Annotated in this window: 33 protein-coding genes; 17 read left to right on the top strand and 16 right to left on the bottom strand. The window is 28.6% G+C overall.

Annotated elements, in window-relative coordinates; all coding sequences use genetic code 11:
- The first annotated feature begins 122 nt into the window (after positions 1 to 122).
- Together L8U41_RS06125 and L8U41_RS06120 are read left to right on the top strand one after the other, a co-directional pair.
- Positions 123 to 332 carry a hypothetical protein gene (locus L8U41_RS06125; RefSeq protein WP_214115119.1) on the top strand — a complete coding sequence of 70 codons (210 nt, stop codon included), beginning with the start codon at positions 123 to 125 and terminating at the stop codon, positions 330 to 332.
- Positions 322 to 720 (top strand): hypothetical protein, encoded by a 399-nt coding sequence (locus L8U41_RS06120; protein ID WP_214115118.1) that lies wholly within the window; start codon positions 322 to 324, stop codon positions 718 to 720. The genes L8U41_RS06125 and L8U41_RS06120 overlap by 11 nt, the downstream gene beginning before the upstream one ends.
- 372 nt (positions 721 to 1,092) lie before the next feature.
- On the opposite strand, the gene L8U41_RS06115 is transcribed toward L8U41_RS06120, so the two are convergent.
- The 12 genes from L8U41_RS06115 to L8U41_RS06060 form a co-directional block, all read right to left on the bottom strand.
- On the bottom strand, positions 1,093 to 4,638 hold the full coding sequence (locus L8U41_RS06115; RefSeq protein WP_263728083.1) for a hypothetical protein: 3,546 nt from the start codon (positions 4,636 to 4,638) through the stop codon (positions 1,093 to 1,095).
- On the bottom strand, positions 4,635 to 5,753 hold the full coding sequence (locus L8U41_RS06110) for a hypothetical protein (RefSeq protein ID WP_263728082.1): 1,119 nt from the start codon (positions 5,751 to 5,753) through the stop codon (positions 4,635 to 4,637). Before L8U41_RS06110 ends, L8U41_RS06115 begins: the two co-directional genes overlap by 4 nt.
- A gap of 63 nt (positions 5,754 to 5,816) precedes the next feature.
- Positions 5,817 to 6,113, bottom strand: coding sequence for a hypothetical protein (locus L8U41_RS06105; RefSeq protein WP_214135312.1), 297 nt, complete (start codon positions 6,111 to 6,113; stop codon positions 5,817 to 5,819).
- 13 nt (positions 6,114 to 6,126) lie between these two features.
- Positions 6,127 to 6,768, bottom strand: coding sequence for a hypothetical protein (locus L8U41_RS06100; protein WP_263728081.1), 642 nt, complete (start codon positions 6,766 to 6,768; stop codon positions 6,127 to 6,129).
- The gene (locus L8U41_RS06095; protein ID WP_047208152.1) at positions 6,758 to 6,964 is read right to left on the bottom strand and encodes a hypothetical protein; all 207 of its coding nucleotides are present in this window, start codon (positions 6,962 to 6,964) and stop codon (positions 6,758 to 6,760) included. Before L8U41_RS06095 ends, L8U41_RS06100 begins: the two co-directional genes overlap by 11 nt.
- Positions 6,961 to 8,457 (bottom strand): hypothetical protein, encoded by a 1,497-nt coding sequence (locus tag L8U41_RS06090; RefSeq protein WP_263666703.1) that lies wholly within the window; start codon positions 8,455 to 8,457, stop codon positions 6,961 to 6,963. The genes L8U41_RS06095 and L8U41_RS06090 overlap by 4 nt, the downstream gene beginning before the upstream one ends.
- The gene (locus tag L8U41_RS06085; RefSeq protein ID WP_039625751.1) at positions 8,447 to 8,710 is read right to left on the bottom strand and encodes a hypothetical protein; all 264 of its coding nucleotides are present in this window, start codon (positions 8,708 to 8,710) and stop codon (positions 8,447 to 8,449) included. The genes L8U41_RS06090 and L8U41_RS06085 overlap by 11 nt, the downstream gene beginning before the upstream one ends.
- Positions 8,700 to 9,992, bottom strand: a complete 1,293-nt coding sequence (locus L8U41_RS06080) for a terminase large subunit domain-containing protein (protein WP_257402308.1) — start codon at positions 9,990 to 9,992, stop codon at positions 8,700 to 8,702. The genes L8U41_RS06085 and L8U41_RS06080 overlap by 11 nt, the downstream gene beginning before the upstream one ends.
- Positions 9,983 to 10,360 carry a DNA-packaging protein gene (locus L8U41_RS06075; RefSeq protein ID WP_235375843.1) on the bottom strand — a complete coding sequence of 126 codons (378 nt, stop codon included), beginning with the start codon at positions 10,358 to 10,360 and terminating at the stop codon, positions 9,983 to 9,985. The genes L8U41_RS06080 and L8U41_RS06075 overlap by 10 nt, the downstream gene beginning before the upstream one ends.
- On the bottom strand, positions 10,350 to 10,736 hold the full coding sequence (locus L8U41_RS06070) for an endodeoxyribonuclease RusA-like protein (protein ID WP_039625747.1): 387 nt from the start codon (positions 10,734 to 10,736) through the stop codon (positions 10,350 to 10,352). The genes L8U41_RS06075 and L8U41_RS06070 overlap by 11 nt, the downstream gene beginning before the upstream one ends.
- Positions 10,733 to 11,398, bottom strand: coding sequence for a hypothetical protein (locus tag L8U41_RS06065; protein ID WP_263728080.1), 666 nt, complete (start codon positions 11,396 to 11,398; stop codon positions 10,733 to 10,735). Before L8U41_RS06065 ends, L8U41_RS06070 begins: the two co-directional genes overlap by 4 nt.
- Positions 11,399 to 11,405: 7 nt before the next feature.
- Positions 11,406 to 12,395 (bottom strand): hypothetical protein, encoded by a 990-nt coding sequence (locus L8U41_RS06060; protein ID WP_235375842.1) that lies wholly within the window; start codon positions 12,393 to 12,395, stop codon positions 11,406 to 11,408.
- 206 nt (positions 12,396 to 12,601) lie between these two features.
- Here L8U41_RS06060 and L8U41_RS06055 point away from each other — a divergent pair, with 206 nt between their 5' ends.
- Positions 12,602 to 12,769 carry a hypothetical protein gene (locus tag L8U41_RS06055; RefSeq protein WP_158005131.1) on the top strand — a complete coding sequence of 56 codons (168 nt, stop codon included), beginning with the start codon at positions 12,602 to 12,604 and terminating at the stop codon, positions 12,767 to 12,769.
- On the opposite strand, the gene L8U41_RS06050 is transcribed toward L8U41_RS06055, so the two are convergent.
- The gene (locus L8U41_RS06050; RefSeq protein WP_158005132.1) at positions 12,766 to 12,936 is read right to left on the bottom strand and encodes a hypothetical protein; all 171 of its coding nucleotides are present in this window, start codon (positions 12,934 to 12,936) and stop codon (positions 12,766 to 12,768) included. The two genes, L8U41_RS06055 and L8U41_RS06050, sit on opposite strands and share 4 nt — an antisense overlap.
- A complete protein-coding gene (locus tag L8U41_RS06045; RefSeq protein ID WP_263728079.1) occupies positions 12,911 to 13,126 on the bottom strand; it encodes a hypothetical protein in 216 nt (71 codons plus the stop codon). The genes L8U41_RS06050 and L8U41_RS06045 overlap by 26 nt, the downstream gene beginning before the upstream one ends.
- 148 nt (positions 13,127 to 13,274) lie before the next feature.
- Here L8U41_RS06045 and L8U41_RS06040 point away from each other — a divergent pair, with 148 nt between their 5' ends.
- From L8U41_RS06040 to L8U41_RS06015, 6 genes are read left to right on the top strand one after another with little or no spacing between them, the layout of a single operon-like run.
- Positions 13,275 to 13,997, top strand: a complete 723-nt coding sequence (locus tag L8U41_RS06040; RefSeq protein WP_263728078.1) for a S24 family peptidase — start codon at positions 13,275 to 13,277, stop codon at positions 13,995 to 13,997.
- Complete coding sequence (locus tag L8U41_RS06035) at positions 13,994 to 14,497, top strand: DUF6978 family protein (protein WP_263728077.1); 504 nt, start codon at positions 13,994 to 13,996, stop codon at positions 14,495 to 14,497. The genes L8U41_RS06040 and L8U41_RS06035 overlap by 4 nt, the downstream gene beginning before the upstream one ends.
- A complete protein-coding gene (locus tag L8U41_RS06030) occupies positions 14,491 to 15,255 on the top strand; it encodes a DUF1828 domain-containing protein (protein WP_074693037.1) in 765 nt (254 codons plus the stop codon). The genes L8U41_RS06035 and L8U41_RS06030 overlap by 7 nt, the downstream gene beginning before the upstream one ends.
- Before the next feature lie 15 nt (positions 15,256 to 15,270).
- The gene (locus tag L8U41_RS06025) at positions 15,271 to 15,936 is read left to right on the top strand and encodes a DNA/RNA non-specific endonuclease (protein WP_263728076.1); all 666 of its coding nucleotides are present in this window, start codon (positions 15,271 to 15,273) and stop codon (positions 15,934 to 15,936) included.
- A 58-nt stretch (positions 15,937 to 15,994) separates the two neighbouring features.
- The gene (locus L8U41_RS06020) at positions 15,995 to 16,498 is read left to right on the top strand and encodes a Panacea domain-containing protein (protein WP_263728075.1); all 504 of its coding nucleotides are present in this window, start codon (positions 15,995 to 15,997) and stop codon (positions 16,496 to 16,498) included.
- Positions 16,491 to 16,775, top strand: a complete 285-nt coding sequence (locus tag L8U41_RS06015) for a hypothetical protein (protein WP_263728074.1) — start codon at positions 16,491 to 16,493, stop codon at positions 16,773 to 16,775. The genes L8U41_RS06020 and L8U41_RS06015 overlap by 8 nt, the downstream gene beginning before the upstream one ends.
- A 274-nt stretch (positions 16,776 to 17,049) precedes the next feature.
- Here L8U41_RS06015 and L8U41_RS06010 read toward each other — a convergent pair whose 3' ends face one another.
- Together L8U41_RS06010 and L8U41_RS06005 are read right to left on the bottom strand one after the other, a co-directional pair.
- Positions 17,050 to 17,268 (bottom strand): hypothetical protein, encoded by a 219-nt coding sequence (locus L8U41_RS06010; RefSeq protein ID WP_263728073.1) that lies wholly within the window; start codon positions 17,266 to 17,268, stop codon positions 17,050 to 17,052.
- A 24-nt stretch (positions 17,269 to 17,292) separates the two neighbouring features.
- The gene (locus tag L8U41_RS06005) at positions 17,293 to 17,529 is read right to left on the bottom strand and encodes a hypothetical protein (protein ID WP_263728072.1); all 237 of its coding nucleotides are present in this window, start codon (positions 17,527 to 17,529) and stop codon (positions 17,293 to 17,295) included.
- Positions 17,530 to 17,687: 158 nt separating this feature from the next.
- Here L8U41_RS06005 and L8U41_RS06000 point away from each other — a divergent pair, with 158 nt between their 5' ends.
- From L8U41_RS06000 to L8U41_RS05965, 8 genes are all read left to right on the top strand, one after another.
- A complete protein-coding gene (locus L8U41_RS06000; RefSeq protein ID WP_263728071.1) occupies positions 17,688 to 17,963 on the top strand; it encodes a hypothetical protein in 276 nt (91 codons plus the stop codon).
- A 590-nt stretch (positions 17,964 to 18,553) separates the two neighbouring features.
- On the top strand, positions 18,554 to 18,757 hold the full coding sequence (locus L8U41_RS05995) for a hypothetical protein (protein ID WP_039625728.1): 204 nt from the start codon (positions 18,554 to 18,556) through the stop codon (positions 18,755 to 18,757).
- Entirely contained in the window at positions 18,757 to 19,008 is a 252-nt protein-coding gene (locus tag L8U41_RS05990) for a hypothetical protein (RefSeq protein ID WP_047208136.1), read from the top strand. Before L8U41_RS05995 ends, L8U41_RS05990 begins: the two co-directional genes overlap by 1 nt.
- Positions 18,998 to 19,858: a lambda-exonuclease family protein gene (locus tag L8U41_RS05985; protein ID WP_263728070.1), complete on the top strand. Its 861-nt coding sequence runs from the start codon at positions 18,998 to 19,000 to the stop codon at positions 19,856 to 19,858. Before L8U41_RS05990 ends, L8U41_RS05985 begins: the two co-directional genes overlap by 11 nt.
- Position 19,859: 1 nt before the next feature.
- Complete coding sequence (locus L8U41_RS05980) at positions 19,860 to 20,576, top strand: hypothetical protein (protein ID WP_039625725.1); 717 nt, start codon at positions 19,860 to 19,862, stop codon at positions 20,574 to 20,576.
- The gene (locus tag L8U41_RS05975; RefSeq protein WP_263728069.1) at positions 20,560 to 21,255 is read left to right on the top strand and encodes a hypothetical protein; all 696 of its coding nucleotides are present in this window, start codon (positions 20,560 to 20,562) and stop codon (positions 21,253 to 21,255) included. Before L8U41_RS05980 ends, L8U41_RS05975 begins: the two co-directional genes overlap by 17 nt.
- A gap of 11 nt (positions 21,256 to 21,266) precedes the next feature.
- On the top strand, positions 21,267 to 21,449 hold the full coding sequence (locus L8U41_RS05970; protein ID WP_263666722.1) for a hypothetical protein: 183 nt from the start codon (positions 21,267 to 21,269) through the stop codon (positions 21,447 to 21,449).
- Entirely contained in the window at positions 21,446 to 22,147 is a 702-nt protein-coding gene (locus L8U41_RS05965) for a hypothetical protein (protein ID WP_263728068.1), read from the top strand. Before L8U41_RS05970 ends, L8U41_RS05965 begins: the two co-directional genes overlap by 4 nt.
- Positions 22,148 to 22,229: the final 82 nt, after the last annotated feature.

The raw sequence follows: 22,229 nt of genomic DNA, 5'->3' as shown, positions 1-22,229 counted from the left end.
TTGTTGTTTTATGCAAAATTACATTTTATTTCATATATTTATTATATTTCATATATAATATAATTTTTATTATAATTGTAATATAATTTTTATAGTTTATAAGCTAATACAAAGGAAGGATTATGTATAGCATACAAGAAGCTTACAGTCAAGCAAAAGATATTCAGAAACATAATGCAGACAAAGCTGTTGTTGTATCTTATTCAAACTATAAAGGATATTATCCGCAAATGCAAAATACGGATTTACTTCTTGTGCAAAATACTTTGCACTTTATACAACAAAGCAACAGAAATTTTAAAAAAAATGTAGAAGTTAAATATGCGAATTGATGGTGATAATAATAAATTGATTCCAACTAAAGGATTAAATTTAGAGGAATTAGGAAAAACAAGCTTAGAAGCTTTTGAAAAAATAGGCAGAGTAATGGCAGATATTGAGCTAAATAAGCAGCAAACCGCTCTAGCTCAAATCGAAGCCACCAAAGAGGATAATCAAAAGCAATATGAATTTGCAAAAGATAAATTAAACAAAGATAATGCAAAATGGCATAAATCTATGAATATAGCAAGCATTGCAGTTTTTATTCTTTTAATTGTTGGGCTTTATCTTATTATATTTACTGATAAAATAGATATAGGGCTGGGTTTACTCAGTACAACAGTAGCAGGAGTATTTGGATATTTAGCAGGAGTAGGTTCTTCGAAAACAAGCCAATAAGAATAAATAATACCTATCCGCATTTTTTATTACTTTTTAGGTATTATAGTTCATTTACTACGAGTATATTTTAATCTTAATACTACACGAATTTATGATATAATTAATTAAAGGTTGGTTAGCAAATTGTCCGAGCTAACCGCAAAAAAACAATCGGTGAAAGTGTTGTTTTTATCCTTTATATCTTTCAAAAGCCGTAATTATAAAAGTTCTTTTATTTCCTTTATATTCACTACTTAAGCCTATGATATAATTTTTCCAAAACAATTAATTTTGTTTTTAGCTTTGTTTGTTAGAATTTTAATTAAGAGTTTAAGGGCAGAATCTCGCCCTTTGTAATTGTGAAAGATGTATATAAACTTTTCACTTCTCTTATTGTAATTCATAGCTTGTAACTATCCATGCATTTGTTTTATCTCCCTTCCAATTATCTTTTATACCGACAACTTTATTATCAAATTGTATTCTAATTCTACCCTTATTATCTTTTATCAATTTGCCATTTTTAATAATTTCAGATATTAGCTTTAAATCTAGATCAGGGTGTTTATCGATAATATGAGCTAAACCATAGCCTTTATGTTTTATCTCATCTGTTACTTCTCCCCAAACCAAATCAATATCCCCTAAGTCTTTTCTATGAAAAGCACCTGCTACTTGTCCTTGTTTTTCAATGAGTAATTTTTGTAAAGCACCCTTTCCATCATGGTAATACTCTGCATAATTTTTTCCAAATTCTTTTAAAGGCTTGATGTTTAATTCATTTTCTATTTTAGAACGCATTAGATCAGGTATATCAGCTTTTTTACCCTTATGTGTCTTTTTTTTAGCATTGAGTATAAATTCTCTAGTGACAACATCTAAATTACCCATAACATCAAGATTATAGTCTTTATTCTCTTTTAAAAAATTATCAAATCTTTTCCATTTATCCTCATCATTCTCTTTTTGATTTTTGATTTTTTCATCAAGTTTTTCTTTAACACTTTTCTTGTTTTTCCTATCCTCCTTTAATTTCTCAATTAAGTTTTCTTTAGGCTTATCTTGGGTAGAATGTTTGAAAGAATGCTGTAATAAACCGCCTTCCACATTGGTAGTACTTCCTTTAGTGGTTGCAGGAGTTGGCGTACCTGTCAGCATTTCTTTATTTCTACGATTTAATCTCTCCAAATCTTTATCTTTTGTTTTATTAATGTGTATAATTTTGCCACTATCTTTTTTTATGGCTATATTACCAACCTTATTATCTTTTAAAGGTTTAGCTATTAATGCCACCTCATCATCATAGTTTTTAAAAAAATGCGTAGGATTGTCCTTTATCTCTTTAATCACCCTAAATACATCTGCTTCATTTTTAAACATTTCAGGGTGTTTTTTAGCCATAGCTTTTAAATTCACTACCCATTCATCTTTTAAAATTCCTGTAACATTATTAATCCATTTTTCTACATTAAATTTAGCAGTATAATCACTTTTAGCATATTTAGGATCAGGCTTGTCCATATAAAAGTTATCGCCTTTGATAAGCCCTTCTTTTATTAGCGTATCTTTTAAAATTTTGTTTTGCTCTTTATCTACTTTAATATAATTATCCAAAGCATCTTTAAAGATTTTACTTTGTTCTGGATTTGATATTTTTATGTTTTTGAGATTTTTTATAATCTGCTTGTTGGTTTTAGCAAGTTTTAATGCATCTAATATTTGATTTCTTAACGCTTGCTCTTTAGCACTTTTCATAAAAGGAACTAAAGCATGTATTCTAGCAAAAGAACCGCTTATTAATATTCTATCAAAAACCCCACTAAATGTTGTGGCTATTGAAGAATTTGTTTTTTTGCCACTACTAGCTAAAGCCGTCATTATTAAGTCTTTATTGTTTTGATAAATTTTTGCATAAACATTTACTACTTCTTTTGCATATTTTAAGTCTTTACTTACAAATTCTACATTATCCATATCTTTTGCTAGGCTCTTAAAATCATATCCTATATCTTCAATTCTATGTTTTGCTAGTAATGCATTAAAAACATGTTTTTCATTTGCTTTTCGCTCTGCTTCATTCATACCTTCAAAAGCTCTTTTTAAATCCTTATCTTCATTGATATTTCTAGCACCATTAGCTATTCTTTGTGCGAGCGCTTCGGGCGTTTCTTGGTCTTTTATTTTTCCTAGATAACTATTATTAAAATTTTCTTTTAACGCATAGTTTTTATTAGCATCTTCTAAAATCTTCCTTGCTAGTTCTTTATCACTTGCATTTTTTATCATAGTTTCATCTAAAGTATCTTTTACTAGTCTATAAGCTTCTTTAGTATTATATGTCTTGTTTCCTGTGGCTAATTGCTTATTTATAGCACTTCTTAAGTTAAATATTTGCTCAGCACTTAAGTCTTTATCAATAGCATCTTCTAGAAAGCTACTAATATTTGTTTTTATATCTTGCTCTAAAAAATTGTTGTTTTTAAACTCTTCAATCTTTGCTAAATCTTCTTTGCTTAACCTTATTGAGCCGTTGTTAAGCTCATCTATACTTTTTATAGCTTGAGCATATTCATTATTAATTCTTTTTTTATAAGAGCTATTATTTTTTTGCCAAGCCTTAACATCAAACTCCCCACTTAAACCAGTTTTATTCTTAAACATCTCATCTTGTTCTTTAACTATGTTTAAAAAAGAAATGCTAGCATCTTTATCAGCTTTTAAAACATCATCTAAAAAACTACCTATTTCAGGATACGCTTGTGCTGCTTTTAGTAGTATTTCTCTTCTTTGTGTAGTGGGGTAACCCGACAAAGCATTAGAAATATTTTTTAAAATAGCACTTGTTCTTTTAGCACTATCTTGTATAAATTGCGGATTGTTTTTGTTAAGTCCTTGCTCAACAAGGTTTTTTAATATTTCTATTGTAGGTTTTCCATTTTCTAAGTATATTGGGTTTTCTTTTAATATTAATTCATCAATTTGGGCTTTATTTTCCACATTTTTTGTAAGATTGTTAAAAATTGTTTCAGCATTTTGCAAGCCACCATCACTAAACTTGCCAACTATGGGAATATCTTTTTGACTGATTTTATCAATAACTCTATTTCCCTTAACAGCTATCCCATCTATCATATCTTTGCCAACAGCTGACCCTGTTTTTGCCATAGCGTATGTATTTTTTAAAGCTCTTGCACCTTTAGCTACTCCGGCTAAAGCTGCATCTCCAACTAAAGAAAGTCCAGCATTTTCCCCCATAAGCATAAGAGCTTCTTTTAAATTTGCTTTCTGATTTGTATCTTTTGTGTTCCCATAATAATCATATCCAGCTCCTAAAGATGCACCTAATGCACCCCCAGCGACCATACCAACTCCACCACCTAACATACCACCGCCAATTGCACCTGCTGTTCCTAGTGCTACACTAGCACCATTATCTCTAATCCCACGATATAAGTCACCTATTAGGCTTCCTTGAACCTTAGCATAATTGCCTTTTACATCTTTAACCCAATATGAACCATCGCTATCTTGTAAAAGTTTTCCTCTTCCGGATTTTTGAAGCTCATCTCCTAAATCTCTCATAAACTGATTGCTTTTTCTCGCCACTTCGTTATCATCAGCAAAAATAGGTTTAGAAGCATTAAATTGAGATTGTTTATCTAAAATATAATCACTTAAATCATCAGCATTCATTTCCTGATTATTTTCATAATCATACAAATCTCGCTTGTATTGACTAATATGCCCGAGTGGATTTGTTAGATTTTGGTCTTGTATATTATATATTGAGATATTATTTCTATTTTGTGTAATTGCTTTATCTATGTCATTTCTTAACTCATCTAAATAATCATTCTTATCTTTATTATCCTGCTGCAAAAAAGCTAAAATATCACTTTCTCTTGGTTTTTCTTTTAAAAATTCTCTTATGCTCATTTTACTAATCCCTCTTTTCTTAGTTCTTCCAAGCTTACTTGTTTTCTTTTTCCTACGCTGTTGATTAAAATAACATTTCCATTAGAATCAGGTTCAGAAATTTGTGCCTCAAAGCCTCCTAAATTCACATCATAAAATTTTTGATTATTAGCAAACGCTAATAAGTTATGAGAATTTTGCGGAGCCTCTTTTGTTTTTTGGTTTTCTACTGTAATTGCTTTTTTGCTAGGTTTGTCATACTTTCCATCTTTAATATAATAAATCTTAAGCTCTTGTGCTAAACCCTCTCTAAAATCTTTTAAATCTTTTTGTCTTTGCTCTTCATAAAGATGATTAATGTAAGGATTTTTTAAATTAGAAATCTTTGCCATTTGCTCATCATAGTAAGCATTAATCTTAGCCTCATTAACAGCTATATAATCTCTTGTTATTCTTTCAAATTCTTTAGCATTTATAGTTTGTGGTTTCCAAGCTGAAGGCTCTTTATAAATTTCATCATGCCTTGTTCTATTATAGGTTGTATCTCTTCTAACTTTTTCATTATAAATACTATCACTCATAAATTTAAACAAATTATCTTGTTCGTTATTTATATTATTTGCACCAAAAAGTCCTTTTATATTTTGCCATGTTCCACCCAAAAGCCCCTGTCCATCATAATAAGAATTACCACCACCTTTTTTTATAGTATTAAATCTTTCTTCTATTGCTTTTATCTCAGGATTTGACTTTGTGTAACTTGGTAAATTAACCATTGCTTGCTTTTCTAAAAAATCATATTCTCTTTGTCTTTTTGTTTGCTCTAAATCTATTTTTGATTTTTTTAAAAGCAAATCTTGTAAAGCTAAATTATTCTTTATTCTATCTTGCTCCATAGCATACTCAAAAGCTCTTTCCTTTTGCAATAAATTATTATTTAAAAAAGCATTATTAATCTCATTTTGTTCTTGTCGAGCTTTTAATTCTTCATCTCTTTGCGCCAAAAGTCTTCTTTTGTTTTCTTCTTCTCTATATTGTTTCATACTATCGTATAAAACTCCACCTACTTTTCCTGCATTTTGGATTACACCAAGACTTGGGTTAAATACTACTTGCTGTGGGTTATAATATGCCATTTTTCAACCTTTATTTGATATCTAAAATAAAGGATTTAAGGTAACCCCTTAAATCCATAAACTTTAACTAGCCCAAACTTCTTTTAAGTTATTTTCTCTATTTTGTCTTCTTCTAAGCTCCTCTTGTGCTAAGTATTTGTTAAAATTGTAAGCATCTTTTTGAAGCTCAAAATTCTTTTTTGCCATTTTTTGTTGTTCATATCCGCCCCAAAGTCCTCCGGCAAGCCCACCAAGGTCTATAAGCCTATCAAAATTAGTTCTTGCTCCATTTTTTGCTATTTCTTTATTCCCCCATTTACTAAAATTATCAAAACCTTTACTTAGAAAATCAGTAAATGAAAAACTATCAACCTTATTCATTAAATGCCCCTCTTTAAGCTAAAGATAATAATTCTTTTCCTAAATCAATATTAGAAATATCATCACCTTTTTTTATTTTTGAGTTAAAATCACTCTCGCCACCTGCGTAATTTGATCTAGGTAGGCTCTCATCTGCCTTTTTACCAATATCTTTTTTATAAACCATAGCCAAAAGTGTTCTCCAGCTTTGTAAATCTCCACTTGCTAATCCACCAAGTTTGTTTGCTAATTCTCCCATAGTTTTTAAGTCAGCATTTGGATACTCTTTTCTAATTGTTCTTTCAACCTCCATGTATTTAGCACGCAAGCTTTCTTCCTCATCTTTTTGCTTAGCTTTTGCTTCTAATTCATCTAGTTTTTTAAGCCTTTCATCAATTCCATCAAGCCCTAATTGCTTTAAATACTCTTTCCTTTCTTCTTCTTCTTTACTTGGCTTATTTTTATTATTAAGTAGTGCTAAGCTTTCTTTTAAGGTTTTAATTTCATTTGCTTGCTCTTTTAAAAGTTTAGATAAATCTTGATTATTTTGTTCATCTTGTTCTACTTGCTCTACTTCTTGTCCTTCCTCTTTGTTTTGAATGGTTTCTTCATTGTCATTAAGTGAGTTTAAAAGTTCATTTAAAGCATCATTTTCATTCATTTGTTCATTCATCATCTTCTTCCTTTAGTAAATTTATTATCGTGTCTAAAAAAGCCATTTGCTCTAAAGCTTTTAGCCTATACTCTGCTGTTTGTTGTTGGTTTTTTGCCATTGCAAAACATTCTTGGTATTTTTTATCTATAAAATCAACTAGCCTCTTACCTCCTTTTGTTTGTTGTATATCAAAATTTAAATCCAATAAAATCTTCATTGCATACCCTTGTTGAAAGCAAATAAAGAATTGACATTTTTTATCCCCAAAATAGGTAAAAGTTCTTTAACTAACTCTTCATTAGCTTTAACAATTCCATATGCACTTTGCATATCCCCTATACTCATATACATTTGATAAAGTTGTGAAAATACTTGCATACTTGCTTGAAGTCCTGCTCTTCTAACTTCTTTATTCATAGCTCCAGTACCTGTTTGTATATTAAATCTAAAACTAGGTATATCCTCTCTTGTAAACCCATTAAAAAATTCATCATTTCCATACTTAAATACTAGTTTTGCAAATCTATCAAACAAAGGCTCTACAAAAGTCTCATTATATGATCTAATATAATCTGCACTTCTTCGACCACCTTCTTGTGCTTTTATGCTAATTTCAGTAGCAGTTTCATTTTGTGCAGTTTGCGCGCCGTTATTTTGTGGGCTAACACCAGTAACCTCTGTGATTTCACTCTCTAAGAGTTCTAAATTAACTCCCGAGCTACTTATATTCGGTGTTGGCAAAAAACCAACACTTGAAGGCTCTGTAAGATATATTGGCTTGCCAACAGTCTCTAAGTCTTCTCTTGAAACTCCGGCAGATTTTTGAAGTATTATTTTTGGGTTTAATGCACTTCTCATTGCATCTATTAAAAGATTTCTTGTGATATTTATTTCTTTTTGCAAAGACAATGCACTTGACATAACAGGTTCGCCATAAGCACACACATATTCTTCATTGTCTATTGTTTTTAATTGTGGAAGCATTGACCCCCAAACAAAAGGCTGTCCATCTTCTAAAACCACATCATCGCGCAACAATTCCTCTTCTAAAAGTGTTGAAACAACCCATTTATCATCATCTTTTTTCACATAAATATCATATAACTTAACCTTTTTAAACTCTTCATTTTTGTCAAAATGCGCATCTATATTTGTCTTTTGATAAAATCCTAATTTTTGCCTTTGCTTAATTTGTGCATGTGAAAGATAAATCTCATTTACGATAAAACTAATATCATCATTATTTAAAGCATTTGGATCAAAATAAACCTCATCTATACCAACTCTTTCAATACGAGGCATACCCTTGTGCCAAGTTACTTTTGCTATTGATGTTCCTGTTGTTAAAACATCTAAAAATAAAGGCTGAAAGAGCTTAAACAAATTAATTTCTCCTGTATAAAAATCTAAAGCTCTTTGCCACATAGCTATAATTTGCTCATCTGAATTAATATAACTTTCAATATCTGCCATTCTCTCACTGTTAAAATACACATCATTTAAAGCAGTTATTAAATATTTAATTTTTGCATTAATCTTTGGTATAAAGATGCAAGATTTGTTTCTTTTTTCATAAATTTCTTTTTTTTCATTTTTTAATAAATATGCATCTTGCAAGGCAGAAAAATAAGGCTTGTATTTTTCATAAGCATTTTTACTTTCACTTATAAGTTTTACTAAATATGTAATTTTTTCTTCTTTATTTTTCATTATTAATTCTCCATATGGTAACTTTACTAAGCTTTGTTAGCTTAGCAATATCATCATCACTCACACCTTTTTCTTTTAAAATTTTCACCATTTCTCTCTTGTATTGCTTTTTAGAAATATTTCTAAAACCCCCAAAAAGATCTAATATCCACTTAGCCAAAATTATTTTTATAACATCATCTTCTTTCTTAGCTAACTCTTTAATTTTAAGCGGATCTATATTCTCATATACCATTAAAAACTCACCAGCCATCATAACTCCAATCTTCACTAGTATTGTTTTTTGGGTGCAATTTTTCAAAGAAAGTTAAAGCTAAAGCATCACTAGTATCAGGGCTTTTTCCGTAATCTTTTTTTATCTGTTCTTTTGCCTTTATCTTTAAAAGCCCCTTATCAGAATACTCATATTCAATCATGCGTAAATCTTTTTTTAGCTCATCATCTTTGATAATTTGCATATGTTTTATGTTTTTAGCCAAAGTAAAATACATTTGTGCTCTTTTGTTTAAGTATTCATTGCTAGTTGCAGAATTTGCAGAATTTGCCTCAAATACAGGCAAGCCATAATCACTCAATATATCATATACACCAACTCCAAGCCCACAAGTATCTATAAAAATACCTCGTGGCTTTTCCTTGTCTTTATTAAATTCTGCTAAAACAACATTTGCTAAAGCACTAATACTAAGCCCACTATATTTTTTAATTTCATCTACAACAAAACCTTTTCTTTTGACCAAAACGCTCTTATCATCTCCATATCTTGCTACATCAAGTCCCCATATATTGTCTCCTTGCATTTTTTGCATATCAAAACTAACAACATTCATACTTTTTTCAATATCACTTAAAGCAAAAAGTTCTGCACTAGAGTTATCTATAAAGTCTCCATAAATTTCTTGTTTAACTACTTCGCTATCTTCTCCGCCTACTTCTTCGATTAGCTCTTTGATTTGATCTTTACTCAAAAAAGGATTATCATAACTTGAGAACTGAAAATGTTTCCAATTTTCATCACTTAATTCTTTTTTACAAAGCTCATAAAAAAGATTTTTTCCTTTAGGAACTCCACCTATAATCGCTCTTGATTTAGGATTATCAAGCAACATAGGGCGTATGGCGTTGTACCAAAGATACTCCCCTTTAGAGCCTTTTAAGATAATTCCTGCTTCGTTTAAAATTACCAAATCATAGCCAAAGCCTTCTATATTTTCAGGTCTTTCAGCACTTCTCATATGAAGCACAGCATTATTTAAAATGAGTTTTTTATCTTGAACGCTCCAAGAATAAAATTCTTTTGGGAGTTTTTTTAGCTCAGGCATAAAGTAAAGCTCGAAATAATTTTGTAAGTTGCTTTGAACCGTGTCAACCCAAAGAACATTTAACCCCATTAAAAGATTTTCTATTACATATTTTGCACTTCCTCTTGTAAAACCCAATCTTCTCCCCTTTGCTACAGTTATGAAGCGTGGATTTTTATCATCAAAAACTTTAAGTTGTGCCGGAGTGTAAGAAAAATCAAGTTTTAATTGCATTTAACTTCACTTCTTATGATTTCTATTTTTTGAACACTATCACTAACCACTTCTTGTTTATCTACATAACCATGATTGTTTTTAAGCAAAAACATGCTTATGCTAGGAGTGTAAGTGCCTATCAAAGAATGATCTATTATAGAGCTAGCACATCTTTGTTTAGCCATTTGAATAATTTCTCCAAATTCTGCATCTTTCTCCCAAATACTAAGAGTTTTTGTCGTAACACCTAAAAATACAGCTAGACTTTCTATTGTCTTTGGCGCATAAATAGTTTTTTCTTTTGTTTCAGCAAGTGGTGTATTTGTAGCAAAAAACTCATCAACTTTTTGCTCTAACTCATCTTTTGTTAATACTTTATTGCTCATAAGATAATCCTTCTTTAAAATCATATTGGCTAATTTCTAAATCCAAAAAAGCCTTTTTAAAAGCAACAATTTCATATTTCCCTTTTAACACGTTCTTATCATTTTCAAACAGCGCATCCAATACGGCTTTTACGATATTATCTGCATCACCATGCTTTTTATTGTTAAAACCTATTTTTAAAGAAAACTCGTATTGCTTTTTAGAGTCAAAAGCTTGATTAGGGCTTATTCCATTTTGCTTTCTAAACTCAATTTGCAAGAGTTTTTTAAAATCTAAATACTTAAGATAATCTTTGCAAACAAACTTGGCTCTTTGAGTTGTTCTTTTATAAGGCACAGGGTTATTTTTAAGCTCTAATTTTAAAGAATAGCTCATCGTATTACCTTTTCTTTATTTTTGCTTAAATAATTAAAATTGGTGTCGGTTTTTTCTTTTAGTTTTTGAGAAAACTTTTCCAAATTTTGCAAGTGCAATATTTTTTCTTCTTCTTTTGTTTTTTGATGGCAAAGTTCCGTTTTTAATTCTATCTTTTGAATATCCAAGCTCAAATCTTTACCAACTCTATGCTGGTTTTTAAACATGAAGTCTATAAGCGCCTCTTTAAAATACCCATCTTCCACTAAAGACCCATCGTGATATGTTAATTCTTTAAAGCCATTTATACATATTAAACAATCATTTGAACTATTTTCAAGTTTTACTTTATTTTTGAAACTATCATAAGCAAAATATTCATATGTAAAATCATTTTTATATAATCTAAAAAAAGCTCTTGACTTGTAATTTCTAAAAAGCCATTTTAAAAAACTTTCTTTATTCTCAAATCGTTCTTTAAACTCAAGTTGTGCTATCTTGCAAACAATTCTAAGTTTTTCATAAGTAGAACCGATGATTTTTTCACTCATACATGTCTCAAAATAATAATCTAAAAAAACATGTATATCTTTGACATCTTTTAAATATCTGCCCACTATATCCACCGCTTGAGCTTCATTAAGCTCTAACAAATTCATTAAAATTTTAACTTTTTCTTTCATTTCACCCTCAACTAATACTTACTACATCAATATATTTTTGTTCTTGACTATCTTCAAATCCATAATAATCCATCAAAGAGCTCACCACACAAGCTTCAGCCTCTTTTTTTCTAACTTTAAAAGCATTTTTTCTTAATGCATTTTCCTTTGCATATTTAAGCCAAGTATGTAAGCTACCAGCAACAGAAGCCATTTTTTTGTTGCCTCTCTTCCACTGTCTAACATCCCAATACTCTATAAAATCTTCAGCCAAACTCTCATCAAAGCAAGTATTGTGTTTTTGATTAAAGGTATTAATCTGCTCCATTAGATCATCTACACTAGGTTTTTTAAATTTACCCATGCTAAACTCCTGTGTTTTTAAAGCTCCAAAATCAACAACAAAAAAAGTTCGCGTAGCGTTATTATTTTTATTTGTATTCTCTTTATTTTCTAAATTTTCTAAATTTATAAATTTATTATTATTTATATTTATATTATTTTCTTTATACGCGTGCGTGCGTGTTTCTATATATAGGGAATTTTCATTTTTTTCTTTTTCCGTATTCAAATTTCCGACTACGGAAGAAGTATTATTTTTAAATATTTTGCTTGGTTTTTTATCAGCACTTTTAAGCTTATATTCAGTTTTGTTAAAATGCTTAATTATTTCATTGTTTTCATCTTTTAAAATCCACTCATAATTAAATCTATGATAATTTGTTTTTTTAATTTGAAGTAGATTAAAATTGATTAATTCATCTTTAGCAAGTCTTAATCTTTGCAAGCTTATTCTTGTATCTTTTTTGATTAAAATAAGTTCTCTTAAGTAAATTTCACTTACTAAAGTTTTTTCACTCATTCTCTTAAGCTGTAAGTAAAGTGCCAAAGCATCCATACTTAAGCCACCATAAAAAATCGTATTAGCTACTTTTGTAAAACCTCTTCTAGCTCTAAGTGGCTTTTTATCTCCTAAAGCCACTTCTAAACTAGCTTTAAAATGCGGTATACTCATCATTTTTCCTTAATTTATTTCCTCTTGGCTGATTTATATTTATCTTTGAACTTTTGATGTAAAAAATGAGACAAAGAATAAATAAAAACTCCGATTAAAAATCCTACACTAAGACCCGAAAGCAAGTAGTTAATCACACTCATAAAACATCCTTAATTTTGTTAAAATTCTTTTGCCAAGCTAAGAAATACTTTATAAAGGATCTAATCATGACAAAAAATGAAATTGTTTTAGAATTAACTAAAAAACTATTAGAGTATCTCCCTCTTGATGTTACACAAGATGATGGGTGTACCAATAAACAACCACAAGATTTGGCAAAAGAATTATCAAACATATACAACACCATTTTTGAAACCATAAAATGTGATAATTAAATGCCACCAGCAACCACAATCGGTTTAACTTCAATGCTATTTTCATAAAAAGCATTCAACATTTTTAAAATCTTAGCTTGGTCACCTAAGTTATGCTTTCTCATGATTAAAAGTATTTCTTTTAAATCCATAGAAATATCTTCAATTCTTTTGTTTTGCTCTTTCACTCACACTCCTTTTTTGGTTTTCCTCTATAAAATCAAGCAGCTTATCTCTATTTACTCTACCCCAAATATTTGGTGGGATATGATATTTCTCCCAAAGTTCTCCCGCAACTTGCACTTTTATCCCAATGCGAGAACTCAAAATACTATCAACTCCAGCCTTACTATAATAAGTTAATAGAATTTTTTTCAACTCTTTTCTGTTCAATTTTGCTTCCTAACTTTTTAAATAAAAATGTAGTATAACTACCATAAAAATAAGCTTAAAATTTATGTTGTTATACTACATAAATTTTATAAAAAAACGATGTATAATTACTACAATAAAAATAAGGAATGCGATGTTTTATAAATTAAACAAAGAATATTTAACAGAGGTGCTGAAAGAGAAAAAAATCAGTAGAAGTAAACTCGCTCAAATGCTAACAGACAACGGCTATGAAATATCATTAGATGGCATAGCCTATTGGTATAGATCTGAAAACAACCAACCTGAAAATTATGAAAATGTTATAAAAATTGCTCAAGTGTTAAATGTTCCGATAGAAAAATTAGCACCAATAAACGATAATATAAAAACAAATATAATTCCCTTGTTAAAAAACCACAATCAAATCGAATTTAAATACTATCCTGATATTTCTGCTTCAGCTGGATATGGAGTTTTAGCACAAGATATAAATTATACTAGTATTTGTGTTGATGGAAGTTTTCTAAAAGAGATTTTAGACATTCCTATAAAAAAAAGCTACGATATTATAAAAATAAATGGCGATAGCATGGAGCCACTTTTAACACATGGAGATTTTGTTGTTATTGATAGAAGCAAAAATACTCTTGGCACTATATCGAGTGCTGATATAGTTATTTTTAGACAAGGCGAAGATCTATATTGTAAAAAAATTAAAAAAGAAGCTTTTTGCGATTTTATTTATTTAGTATCTGAAAACAAAGACTACAAAGAAGTTAAAATTAGCGATTTTGTGCAGTGTGAAATTATAGGGGTGGTTGTATCAAAAATGACAGTTGAAACCTTTAAAAATTTTATAGAGTTTGTAAGATGATAAATGTTAAAGAACTATTATACATTAAAAAATATCCAAAAATACAACAAACTTATATATTGCCAAGTCTTGAAAATTCTAAATCTTTAAAAATAGAATTACAATGCAATGATGATAAATATCATAAAGAGAATTTTATACTTGATATTTCAAGATCTAGCGTACAATTCCAAAGAAAAACAAACCAATACCGCTACAATGCAATTAATGTAATAGCAAGAATTGATTTTTATTCTTCTCATACAAATCCAGAATTTAATCCAAATAAAATTCCAAGCGATAAAAGATTATCAGAACTTATGGAAAAATATAGCGAATTTAGATTTAGAAACGAAAATCATATCCATATTTTTATGGAAAATTATGCAGATAAATGGGCTTTCCCTTTAAATGAATTTAATATCAAACCAAATGAAGATTTTTTAAATCAAAGTTATGATTTTTGTCAATTTTGTAATATAATAAATATAAAATTTGCAAAAGGTGATTTATTTTGTTAAATATAGAAAATCTTATGAATTCTTATTTTTCTTATGTTAAAAACAGCTTTGATGTATCCAAAATAGAAAATAGCATATATGAAGTTACAACACCATTTTTAGATAAAAGCAATGATAATATTTTATTTTATATAGAAAAAAAAGATGATTTGATAGAGTTAAGCGATGGTGGAGAAACCTTAAGAAATTTATCATTAAGCGGTTTTGATTTTAATTCTCAAAAAAGATTAAAAGAATTAGAAATAATTCTTAATGGCTTCAATATTCAAAAAAACAATGATATTTTATTTACTCGTGCAAATGAAAGTGATTTTGCAAAAAAACAACATAATCTCATACAAGCACTTATAAGTGTTAATGATATGTTTGTGTTAGCTCAAGGCAAAATACAAAGCTTCTTTTTTGATGATGTAAAAAATTTTTTTGAAGAAAATTTTATTAGATATACAGAAAATATTAGTTTGGACGGAAAAAGTCATTTAAATCATAAATTTGATTTTTTAATTACAAAATCTTCACAGCAAAAAGAAAGACTTATAAAAATAATTAATAATCCAAAGAATGATAATTTAAAGGCAACATTATTCTCTTTTATGGATTTACCTCAAGAAAGAAAAGCTAATGCTGATAATATTATTATTTTTAACAATAAGGAAGGTAGAAATATGGACGCTTTAGTCAACGCTTCAAAAGAGCATAATGTAAAAGCATTTCTTTGGAGCAAAAGAAAAGAATATATAGATTATTTAGTGGCTTAAATATAATAGGCAAAAATGAAAAAACTTATAATTTTATCACTATTAACAACTCTAGCCTTAGCTAATTACACACAATATAAACCAAGTGAAGATTTTGCAAAGTATTTTACTAAACAAAACTGCTCTCAAGTTTTAGATAAATTTTATTATATTAATTGTTATGATTATAACTACAAAGGTACTAAAGCAGTAGCTTATAAATTAGAAGCAGATAATCTAAAAGGCGAACAAATCAAAAAACGCCCGCGCTTTGAAGATGATACAAATATACCTAAAAAATATCGTACCACTTGGAGTGATTATAAAAATAGTGGTTATGATAGAGGACATACCCTTTCTAATGCCTCTATGAGAAAAACTACTCAAGCTCAAAGAAGTACATTCTTAATGAGTAATATTACTCCGCAAAATCCACAAATTAATCAAAAAGTATGGAATAAGATTGAAAAAAGAGAAAGACAAGTAGCTTTAAAGCTTGGAGAAATTGAAGTTTTAAATTTAGTACTTTATGATGATAAGCCAAAACACATTAAAAACAATATAGCCGTTCCTAGTTTTTATGTCAAAATTCTTAAGGCTAAAAATTTCAGTGAATGCTATAAAGTTCCAAATTATGAAGTCGATAATTTAAATATAAAAAGATATAAGTTTAATTGTGATGTTTTAACTAGCAATTATTAACCTTAAACATTTTTTTAGTTTAAGTATAATATGCTTTTAGAATTAAAAAAGGGATATAATGATGAAAAAAATAGAAAATATAATTATTTATATTATAAACTACTTTCAGACAAACTATGCTCCTGCTGATCTTGGAAAAGTGAAGTTGAATAAAATTTTATGGTTTGCGGATAGAGCCTTTATGTATAAAAATTACACATCTCTAACTCAAACATCTTATATAAAAAATCCACAAGGGCCAGTAGTTAAAAAATTAGAGAGTATTTTAAATAGTTTGGAAAAAAATGAGTTTATCAAAAGTATAAAAGTAAATAAGGGCGAATACCAACAACAATCTTTTTTGTGTTTAAAAGAACCTAATTTAGAAGATTTTACCGCAAAAGAAATAAATATTTTAGATGAAACTATCAATAAATTTGCCTTAAGAACAGCAAAAGAACTTTCAGAAATTTCTCACGATGAATGTTGGGAAAAAACAAGAAATGGCGATACTATGCCTATTGAAAGTGTATTTTTGCAAGATATTATACCAGCTACCAAGGAAGATACCATAAATGGCTAGTATTACAAATGCAAATGATTTATGCAAGCATTTTAACATAAGTGCAGATTGCAAAATAAAAGTACATCAATTATATAACACACATAAAGATAAGTTTTTAAGACCTATTATTGGTATTTTTTATGGAATAAAGCAACAAAATGAAATAATACTAAACAATGAATATGAATATCCTAAAAATTTTTTTTGTGTAAGAGCAGGATATTTGAAGATTATTTATAAAAAGAAAGGTCTTAAGATAATTAATATAGACTGGATAGATAAACAACCATCATAACTCTCAATACCCCATCAACCTTTTATATCCATCACAGCCAAGTTGATAACCGCCATCACAAGCTAAGCCATAGTATTTTTTTGCTTGTTTAAAATCTACCCTTATGCCTTTTCCATTTTCATAAAGTCCACCAACAACTCCACAGCTTACACTATCTTTATATTTATCACATAAAAGTTTTAAATTTAAAAAAGCTCGTCTTAGAGTATCTGGTTTAAATAAAAATGCAATGCTTTTTGGTTACAACATTTTTTATTACAAATTAACAAAAAAATTAATAGTCATAAGGACTTTTTGAGCCATATTTTCCAGTATATGGATTTCTATTTCCCTTTGTACTCCAATTATCGTGTTTGTATCCATTTGGATTACTTCTGTAATGTGGCGCAACATAAGTGCCATCTTTCTTATAATATCCATTAACATAAACATCAGCCATTAAACCGCTACCAATAAAACTCATAAATAATAGAGCAGAAATAGTATTTTTCATTATTTATCCTTTTTAAAAATATTTTTATTCATATTCACCGTAAAAGTCATATTCGTATCCACTATATGAACTATCATCATAAATATAATTTGGCGGATCTATTGGGCTTGGATTATAAAAACCTTCGTTATCATTTCTATATCTTACATATGGCTGCACCACTTCTCCGTTATCTCTTATATACCCATCAACAATTTCACTTGTGTATGCAAATGCTCCTGTATTTAAAATAAGAAAACTATACAAAACTATCTTTTTCATCTTTCTTCCTTTTATTTTTATACACAAAATTATATCATAAATGCATTTTTTAATATATGTAGATATACTACATATATTTAAGTTTATTTTAAATGTAGTTATACTACAATTTCTTTATCGAAACAAATGAAACCTAAGAAACAAAAAAAGGATTTAAAATGTTAGATAGTTGCCACCTTGATTTAGAAAAAAGAGAAAGAGAAGCTGATACTCTAGCTAAAGAGCTCATGTATGATGAGAATATGAGTGGTAAAAATCTTTTTTATCTTAAAGATTTGATAGAAGATTTTATAACAGATCTTGAGTGCAAAATGGAAGATTGGGAGTTTTCAACTTCTTTAGAAACTTACAAAGAAAATGTTGAGTTTGAGATTTGGGATTTAATATCCAAAGTAAAGGAAACGCAAAAAACTTTAAATGCTATTAAAGCTTAACAAAGTCTTTTACTAAAAAGACTTGATTAAGCTTTTGACTGCTTGGAAATTAAGCTTTGCTATCGCGTTGATAGTTCTTATAGCAGAAGGGTTAGCAAGTTATCCAAAAACTTGGCTTAGTATAAATGTTTATAGTGCTATTTTATGTTTTCTTGCACTTTAAAAATGACAGAAAACTAAGGGTTTAAGAAAAATTTTGTATAATTATAAAGTTTAAGTTGCTAACTTATCTCGGTGTTGAGAAAGGAGGCTCTAAAATGTTAGATAAAATTTTAACAATTTTAATCTTAATCTTAGAGCTAATTAGAGAGCTTATAAAACTCTAATACTTTTTAACACAGATAAATTTTAACTAAATCCGCTTAGCATAAACTTAAACAATTATACAATACCGAGATTTGCGGATTTACTCGGCTTTCTTAAACCCCTTTTTATACTCAAATGAGCGCAAAGGTTTTTGTTTTGATTTTACATCACATTCATTAAGTTTTTTTTCATTGCGATTACTCCTTAATTATAAACAATAAGACATATTTTTTTTCTTTTTGCTTTGCGCTCTTTTGAGTATAAAGATTTTAAAAGGAATATCAATGAGAGCAGAAGTAATAAACAAAAAGGCATACGTTCGTTTTGATGATTATGCAAATGAAGTCAGCGAATATAAAAAGAAAATAGTTTTATTAGAAGAAAAACTAAAAGAAGCCAAAGACTTATTTAAAAGTGAAAATAACTTAAGAATGGCTATAGAAGTTGAAAACATTAAACTATTAAGCTTATTAACAAAGGAACTTTGATGTTGTTATTTTTCAAAAAAGATGATGATTTAAAAATAAAGCTTTTCAAAGCCCAGCATCATATCAGGCTTAAAAACAAGGCAATCAATCAAAGCTTATTAGCTTTAGAAGAAAAAGAAAAAGAGCTTAGAAAACTTCACTCTTTTAAAATAAAAATACTTGATGAGTTAGGGCTTATAGCTATGGATAACGCTGAAGAATTAGCAATTAAAAAAATAAAAACACTAAAGGAGAAAACAAATGAAATATAAAATCATAGAATTAGAACAAGGCTCTAAAGAATGGCTTGAGTTTAGAAAAGGAAAAATCACAGCTAGTATAGTCGCTTCTTGCATTGGTGAAAAAGGTGCTTTTTTAAGCAAAGAAAAGGCAAAAGAACTTATACAAGGACTTTTTGAACCATATACCAATAAAGCCATGCAAAAAGGTAGAGAGTATGAGGAATTAATCAGAGCAAAAATGGAATTTATGATAGGAAAAGATATAACTCCTATTGTTATTCAAAGCTTAGAAAATGAGCTTTTTATGGCTTCTTTAGATGGTATAGATGATGAAAAAACAATATACGAGTTTAAATACTCAACTAACAACGAAGAATACGAGCAAGTGTTAAAATTTAAAAAACCTAGCCCAAAATACTACGCTCAAGTCCAATTTCAACTTTTTGTAGGTGGTTTTGAAAAATGTGTTTTTGCAGTCTTAAATGAGAATGATGATTTGACTTATTGTGTTGTTAAAAGCGATAAGGAATATCAAGATTTTATGCTTAGAAAAATAGATGAGTTTATAAAAGATTATCTCGTTAATCAAAAAAGCGACTACAAAGAACTTAATGATGCTCATGCAAAAGAATTGGCCTTAGAAATAATTAGACTTGAAAGCACAATGAAGCCTATAAAAGAAAAACTAGAAGCTCTTAAAAAAGAATTTATAGAGCTAGCAAATGGCGAGAAAGTTAAATGTTTGGATATTAGTGTTTATCCGCAAAATAGAACAACGATTGATTATAAAGGCTTTTTAGATTTTACTAAATTAGAAATCCCAAAAGAATATATAAAACAAAGTACCTCAATGTGTTTAAAAATCAAAAAAGGAGCATAAAATGAGTGAATTAGTAGTAGCTGAAAAAACACAAAAAAATAATTTTAACTTTAATCCATATGAATTAGCATTAGTTAAAGGAGATTTATCAGAATTAAATGATGAAGAAAGAACTTCTTATGTAAAAAGTATTTGCGATAGTTTAGGCATCAATATGCTAACTAAGCCTTTTGAGTACATTATACTTAATGGCAAATTAACTCTTTATGCAACAAAAACAGCAACAGATCAGTTAAGACAAATCCATAAAGTATCTATCACTAAAACAGAAGCTAATCAAATTGGAGATATTTATATGGTTACGGTTTATGCTAGCACTCCAGATGGTAGAACAGATTGTGACACAGGAGCTTTAAATATTAAAAATTTGGGCGGAGATAACCTAGCAAATGCCTTAATGAAAGCCATAACTAAAGCTAAAAGGCGCGTTACTTTAAGTATTTGCGGTCTTGGAATGTTAGATGAGAGTGAATTAGATACTATCAAAGACTATAACAATACTAAAGCAACGCTAATAAAAGATGAAGCAAATGAGCTAAAAAAACTTGGGCTTGAACTAAGAAAAACCTTAGAGGATATGGGTTTAAATAAAGAAGAACAAAATGCATTTATCAAAAACAACAATATCTTTACAAGAGAGAAAATAAAAGAATTGTTAGATGATAAAAATAAAATATTCGAACTTAAACAAGGACTAAAAAATGATACCAACATTTAAAGCAAATTATGAAGTGGCAAATTATCAGCCACTACTTGAATATTTAAACGAAGGTGGTTTATATAGTGGCTATTTTAGAAAAATATTCTTATATGATACTATCGGCAACACAGGCCATACAAATACTTTTGTAAAATGTGAATTTGTATGCCAAAAACACAATAAATTAGCTGATTTTAATTTATTTATTGCAAAGAATGGAGATTTTACATACACAACTTCAAAAGGCGAAAAGGAAAGCTATTTAGGCTTTAGACAACTTAACGCAATAATGCTATTTTTAGGTATAGAAGAACTTGATCTTAGCAAAAAAACAAAAGCAAATATCTACGGAAAAGAAACAGAAGCTACAAGTCTTGATGAGCTAACAAATAAAACTTTGCTTTTGGGTTTTGACACAGAAGAGTTTTTAAATAAAAACAATCAAGTTGAAAATAAAATAGTACTTAGTAGAATTTTTAACTCAAAACTGCAAAGTCTTGATGAATTTAAAAACCAAAAAGAGCCAGTTGTATATAAAAACTTTAAAGCCAAACATAAAAAATTACCACAAGAGCAAAATGAGTTTCAAGTTCAAAGCATTTCATTTGATCCATATGCACAAAATTTTAATCAAAAACCTCAACAAACTCATATTTTAGATGCCACTTTAGAAGATAATGGCGAACTGCCATTTTAAAGCAAATAAAAATGTTAAAAGAAAAAATTAACACAGCCATAGAACATGCAAGAGCTTTGGCTTTAATTAACAAAGAATGCTTAGATTTAATTGACTATATGGAAGAGTGCGATGAGGATGATTTAAGATCTAACCTAGATGACTTAAAAAAACTCTTGATAAAAGCAAAAGAATTATTGAAAGGCGAAAAATGACAAGAGAACAATTTAACGAAATCAAAGAAAGATTAGCTAAATATAGAGAAATAAGACATTTAACCTATGAAAATCAACAAGCAGAGTTTTTAGGTAATGCTTTTGAAAAAGCTAGCGAGTATTTTAAGGCAAAAGATGACTTAGAAAAAGTAAAAGCACTTTGTGATATTGCAATACTTTATTTAAATAGTTTCAATGCTGAATTTATAAACATAACTATAAATCAAAATTCTTCTAAAAAAAGCTATGTTATGAGAGATATAGTATGGGATATACAAGAGCTTATGTCAGAAATAAACAATGAACTTGATTTTGAATATATTGCTTCTGAAGATTTTAAAGATTATGAATTTGATCTTATTTTTAAAATAGAATGTGTTGTAAAAGATTTAGGCTTTAACTTTTACAAATGCATGATTGAAACAATTAAAGAAATTGAAAGTAAAAATATAGGCAATTACTGTGAATATGAAAATAAGTTTTATCAAATGCCCGGTGCTTATACCCTAGATGAGGCATATAAATTAGCATTTTATCGTGAATCAAATGAACCAAGTCTAAATGGAAAAACTAAACCTAAATTTCACAAAGAAAATAACATAATGTGGACTTTTAAATACAAAAGTGCATTAGGTGGTGATATGGAATTAAATTTTATCAAATGGTATAAAGCTGATTATGAGGGTTGCAAGCTATGATTACAAAAACAATAAGATCTGCTTTAAATGCCCTCTCAAAAGCTTTTAATATTATTATCTCAATATTAGCTTTAACTTTTGC

Origin of the sequence: Campylobacter sp. RKI_CA19_01116, from assembly GCF_025771405.1 — a bacterium.
Classification (GTDB): Bacteria; Campylobacterota; Campylobacteria; order Campylobacterales; family Campylobacteraceae; genus Campylobacter_D.
Note: the sequence above shows the minus strand (reverse complement) of the source record. Positions and strands in the feature narration are given on the sequence as shown.

Coding starts and splice junctions, on each gene's coding strand:
- L8U41_RS06105 (WP_214135312.1), bottom strand. CDS start 6,113: ATGAATAAGGTTGATAGTTTTTCATTTACTGATTTTCTAAGTAAAGGT.
- L8U41_RS06020 (WP_263728075.1), top strand. CDS start 15,995: ATGATGAAAAAAATAGAAAATATAATTATTTATATTATAAACTACTTT.
- L8U41_RS06040 (WP_263728078.1), top strand. CDS start 13,275: ATGTTTTATAAATTAAACAAAGAATATTTAACAGAGGTGCTGAAAGAG.
- L8U41_RS05980 (WP_039625725.1), top strand. CDS start 19,860: ATGAGTGAATTAGTAGTAGCTGAAAAAACACAAAAAAATAATTTTAAC.
- L8U41_RS06070 (WP_039625747.1), bottom strand. CDS start 10,736: ATGAGCTATTCTTTAAAATTAGAGCTTAAAAATAACCCTGTGCCTTAT.
- L8U41_RS06005 (WP_263728072.1), bottom strand. CDS start 17,529: ATGAAAAAGATAGTTTTGTATAGTTTTCTTATTTTAAATACAGGAGCA.
- L8U41_RS06035 (WP_263728077.1), top strand. CDS start 13,994: ATGATAAATGTTAAAGAACTATTATACATTAAAAAATATCCAAAAATA.
- L8U41_RS06010 (WP_263728073.1), bottom strand. CDS start 17,268: ATGAAAAATACTATTTCTGCTCTATTATTTATGAGTTTTATTGGTAGC.
- L8U41_RS06095 (WP_047208152.1), bottom strand. CDS start 6,964: ATGAAGATTTTATTGGATTTAAATTTTGATATACAACAAACAAAAGGA.
- L8U41_RS05965 (WP_263728068.1), top strand. CDS start 21,446: ATGACAAGAGAACAATTTAACGAAATCAAAGAAAGATTAGCTAAATAT.
- L8U41_RS06110 (WP_263728082.1), bottom strand. CDS start 5,753: ATGGCATATTATAACCCACAGCAAGTAGTATTTAACCCAAGTCTTGGT.
- L8U41_RS06115 (WP_263728083.1), bottom strand. CDS start 4,638: ATGAGCATAAGAGAATTTTTAAAAGAAAAACCAAGAGAAAGTGATATT.
- L8U41_RS06125 (WP_214115119.1), top strand. CDS start 123: ATGTATAGCATACAAGAAGCTTACAGTCAAGCAAAAGATATTCAGAAA.
- L8U41_RS06075 (WP_235375843.1), bottom strand. CDS start 10,360: ATGAGCAATAAAGTATTAACAAAAGATGAGTTAGAGCAAAAAGTTGAT.
- L8U41_RS05995 (WP_039625728.1), top strand. CDS start 18,554: ATGAGAGCAGAAGTAATAAACAAAAAGGCATACGTTCGTTTTGATGAT.
- L8U41_RS05975 (WP_263728069.1), top strand. CDS start 20,560: ATGATACCAACATTTAAAGCAAATTATGAAGTGGCAAATTATCAGCCA.
- L8U41_RS06085 (WP_039625751.1), bottom strand. CDS start 8,710: ATGGCTGGTGAGTTTTTAATGGTATATGAGAATATAGATCCGCTTAAA.
- L8U41_RS06025 (WP_263728076.1), top strand. CDS start 15,271: ATGAAAAAACTTATAATTTTATCACTATTAACAACTCTAGCCTTAGCT.
- L8U41_RS05970 (WP_263666722.1), top strand. CDS start 21,267: ATGTTAAAAGAAAAAATTAACACAGCCATAGAACATGCAAGAGCTTTG.
- L8U41_RS06100 (WP_263728081.1), bottom strand. CDS start 6,768: ATGATGAATGAACAAATGAATGAAAATGATGCTTTAAATGAACTTTTA.
- L8U41_RS06060 (WP_235375842.1), bottom strand. CDS start 12,395: ATGATGAGTATACCGCATTTTAAAGCTAGTTTAGAAGTGGCTTTAGGA.
- L8U41_RS05990 (WP_047208136.1), top strand. CDS start 18,757: ATGTTGTTATTTTTCAAAAAAGATGATGATTTAAAAATAAAGCTTTTC.
- L8U41_RS06055 (WP_158005131.1), top strand. CDS start 12,602: ATGACAAAAAATGAAATTGTTTTAGAATTAACTAAAAAACTATTAGAG.
- L8U41_RS05985 (WP_263728070.1), top strand. CDS start 18,998: ATGAAATATAAAATCATAGAATTAGAACAAGGCTCTAAAGAATGGCTT.
- L8U41_RS06090 (WP_263666703.1), bottom strand. CDS start 8,457: ATGAAAAATAAAGAAGAAAAAATTACATATTTAGTAAAACTTATAAGT.
- L8U41_RS06080 (WP_257402308.1), bottom strand. CDS start 9,992: ATGCAATTAAAACTTGATTTTTCTTACACTCCGGCACAACTTAAAGTT.
- L8U41_RS06000 (WP_263728071.1), top strand. CDS start 17,688: ATGTTAGATAGTTGCCACCTTGATTTAGAAAAAAGAGAAAGAGAAGCT.
- L8U41_RS06120 (WP_214115118.1), top strand. CDS start 322: ATGCGAATTGATGGTGATAATAATAAATTGATTCCAACTAAAGGATTA.
- L8U41_RS06015 (WP_263728074.1), top strand. CDS start 16,491: ATGGCTAGTATTACAAATGCAAATGATTTATGCAAGCATTTTAACATA.
- L8U41_RS06065 (WP_263728080.1), bottom strand. CDS start 11,398: ATGAAAGAAAAAGTTAAAATTTTAATGAATTTGTTAGAGCTTAATGAA.